Below are 2,413 nucleotides of genomic sequence, written 5' to 3' on the forward strand. Positions count from 1 at the left end.
AATATTGCGATCGCCCCATTGGACAATTATCAGGAGGACAACAACAACGAGTATTTTTAGCCCGTGCTTTAACACAGCAAGCAGAAATCTTCTGCTTTGATGAACCTCTAGTAGGCATTGATCAAAAAACCCAGTCAGTGATTTTTGAAGTGTTCCATGAACTCGCCGCCGATAACAAAATCGTGCTAGTAGTCAACCACGACTTAGGAGAATCAATCACCCACTTTGATGATTTAATATTACTAAATCGTCAATTAATCGCCACAGGTTCACGGCAACAAGTACTTACAGAAGAGAACCTCCATCGTGCTTATGGTGGAAAAGTAATGTACTTTTCTGATGCTGCATAAAATGTGATTGGGCATTGGGCATTGGGCATGGGGCATGGGGCATTGGGCATTGACAAATGATAAAGGACAACTGACAAATGACATTCAGACGCTGCATAAAATGTCATTGAGTATGGGGCATTAGTGAATGACAAATGACAAATGACAAATGACAAATGACAAATGACAAATGACAAATGACAAATGACAAATGACAAAATATGTTACAAGCATTAATTGAGCCGTTGCAATACGGCTTTATGCAGCGATCGCTGGTGATTGCGATTTTAGTTGGGATGTTGTGTGCAGTTGTAGGTAGCTACTTAATGGTGCAGCGACTAGCCTTGCTGGGTGATGCCATAAGTCACTCAGTTTTGCCAGGATTAGCGATCGCTTTTATGGTAGGAGCAAATATATATATTGGGGCATTTATTGCCGGAGTTGTCAGTACAATGGCGATCGCCTGGATTAGAGTGCGATCGCCTATCAAAGAAGATGCGGCAATGGGCATAGTTTTTTCAGCATTCTTTGCCCTTGGTATCACCCTAATTACTGTTATTCAAAAAGATAACAAAATCGACCTCAACCACTTCCTTTTCGGTAACATTCTCGGTGTTACTATTGATGAAGTGCGGGATACTGCTATTATTGCCACTATTGTTTTAATAGTTGTTATTTTATTATATAAAGAACTTTTATTTTATACATTTGATCCTTTAGGCGCTCAAGCCGCAGGTTTGCCCGTGAATCGGCTGAACTTTGGGCTTATGGTGCTAATAGCTTTAACAATAGTCGCCAGCATGAAAGCTGTCGGTGTCATTTTAGTATTATCACTTTTAATTACACCAGGAGCTACCGCCTATTTATTAGTTAAACGCCTCAACTATGTAATGATTTTGGGTGCGGTAATTGGCGTAATTTCTAGTATTAGCGGTATGTATCTTAGCTACTTTTATAACTTACCCTCTGGGCCTGCGATCGTTTTAGTAGTATCGGGATTCTTTATTTTGGCGTTGTTATTCAGTCCTAAGTATGGTATTTTTACCTTGAGCAGCAGAAAACTCACACCATAATCTTTGAATTACGCTGATTTTCCGGCATGTAGAGACATATAACTACTGATTCGCTTGCTTTCGCAAACTTTCTAACGCCCCCTGCAAAAACTTACCCCATTCTGCTGCCAAAGGAATTTCTGTAAACGGAACCCGCACTGAATCAGTAGATTCAAAAAAGAGAAATTCTAACTCTATAGAACGACCTTTTTCTGGTATACTTTCTAAATCTACTTTTTTCTCATCTACTAAAAGATATATTTCTTTAACATCAAGCAAAGAGAATGTTTCTAGTTTAACAGGCCCTTTAGGCGTGGGTTTTCCCCAAGTTAGATTGTTGCCTTTTTGACCTAATACTGAATAAATATCGTACTTAGCCCGTTCAAATTGCTCTGCCCAGGCGCGATAGGCTTCAACCTTTTGATATTCCTTCGAGCCTTGCCAAGCCAACCAGAAAAACATTACTAATAAGGGCAACCATAAAAGACCACGTTCCATCGTTTAAAAAATTCCTGAGTGAAACTTGTAACTAAAAGTGCAAAATCCACCACTAAAGGATAGAGATAAGTTATGGTAGTGAGCAAACTGGCAAAAAGCGGTGATGAGTTAATATGAGAAAGCTTATATTATTGTGCTTGTTTGTCATTGGGCTGGGATCTGCCATATTTGGTTTCCTGAATTTCCAGGGATTGGCAGCGAAAGGAGAGTTTGAGACGATTTTGCTTGATTTTCGGGAAGATATTCCATCACTAGTGGTGGAACAGGATCTGCAAGCGATCGCCAAACAATACAACGTTACACCCCAATTAGACAACAAGTTTTCCAAAAAAGATAATGTGTATATTATCAAAGGCGATCGCCAACGGCTCCAAGAACTGAAAAAATCTCAGTTTGCCCAAGCTACAGAAATCATTGAACCAAACTATATCTACAGCAAGATTCCCCAACCCGGTCAAGCAACTTGGCTGGGAGAATTTTTGAGACCCCAAGAAGATGATGAGACAAGCCCTTCATTAATTGGGGTGTAACGTT

The 2,413-nt window shown here is 39.9% G+C and carries 4 protein-coding genes and 1 pseudogene; 3 read left to right on the forward strand and 2 right to left on the reverse strand.

Annotated features, from left to right (window positions below):
• Nucleotides 1-350 (forward strand): metal ABC transporter ATP-binding protein (locus LC574_RS35770; RefSeq protein WP_229458364.1); only part of this gene is annotated, 350 nt, incomplete at its 5' end.
• Here LC574_RS35770 and LC574_RS35775 read toward each other — a convergent pair.
• Nucleotides 311-457, reverse strand: coding sequence for a hypothetical protein (locus LC574_RS35775; RefSeq protein ID WP_229458365.1), 147 nt, complete (start codon nucleotides 455-457; stop codon nucleotides 311-313). The genes LC574_RS35770 and LC574_RS35775 overlap by 40 nt on opposite strands.
• Before the next feature lie 93 nt (nucleotides 458-550).
• Here LC574_RS35775 and LC574_RS35780 point away from each other — a divergent pair, with 93 nt between their 5' ends.
• Nucleotides 551-1,402, forward strand: coding sequence for a metal ABC transporter permease (locus tag LC574_RS35780; RefSeq protein WP_229458366.1), 852 nt, complete (start codon nucleotides 551-553; stop codon nucleotides 1,400-1,402).
• Nucleotides 1,403-1,444: 42 nt separating this feature from the next.
• Here LC574_RS35780 and LC574_RS35785 read toward each other — a convergent pair whose 3' ends face one another.
• Nucleotides 1,445-1,879, reverse strand: coding sequence for a hypothetical protein (locus LC574_RS35785; RefSeq protein WP_229458367.1), 435 nt, complete (start codon nucleotides 1,877-1,879; stop codon nucleotides 1,445-1,447).
• A gap of 113 nt (nucleotides 1,880-1,992) precedes the next feature.
• Here LC574_RS35785 and LC574_RS35790 point away from each other — a divergent pair.
• Nucleotides 1,993-2,403, forward strand: a pseudogene (locus LC574_RS35790) (peptidase S8); the annotation flags it as partial.
• Between the last annotated feature and the right edge of the window lie 10 nt (nucleotides 2,404-2,413).

This window comes from Nostoc sp. CHAB 5715 (genome assembly GCF_020829685.1).
In the GTDB taxonomy this organism is placed as follows: Bacteria; Cyanobacteriota; Cyanobacteriia; order Cyanobacteriales; family Nostocaceae; genus Nostoc.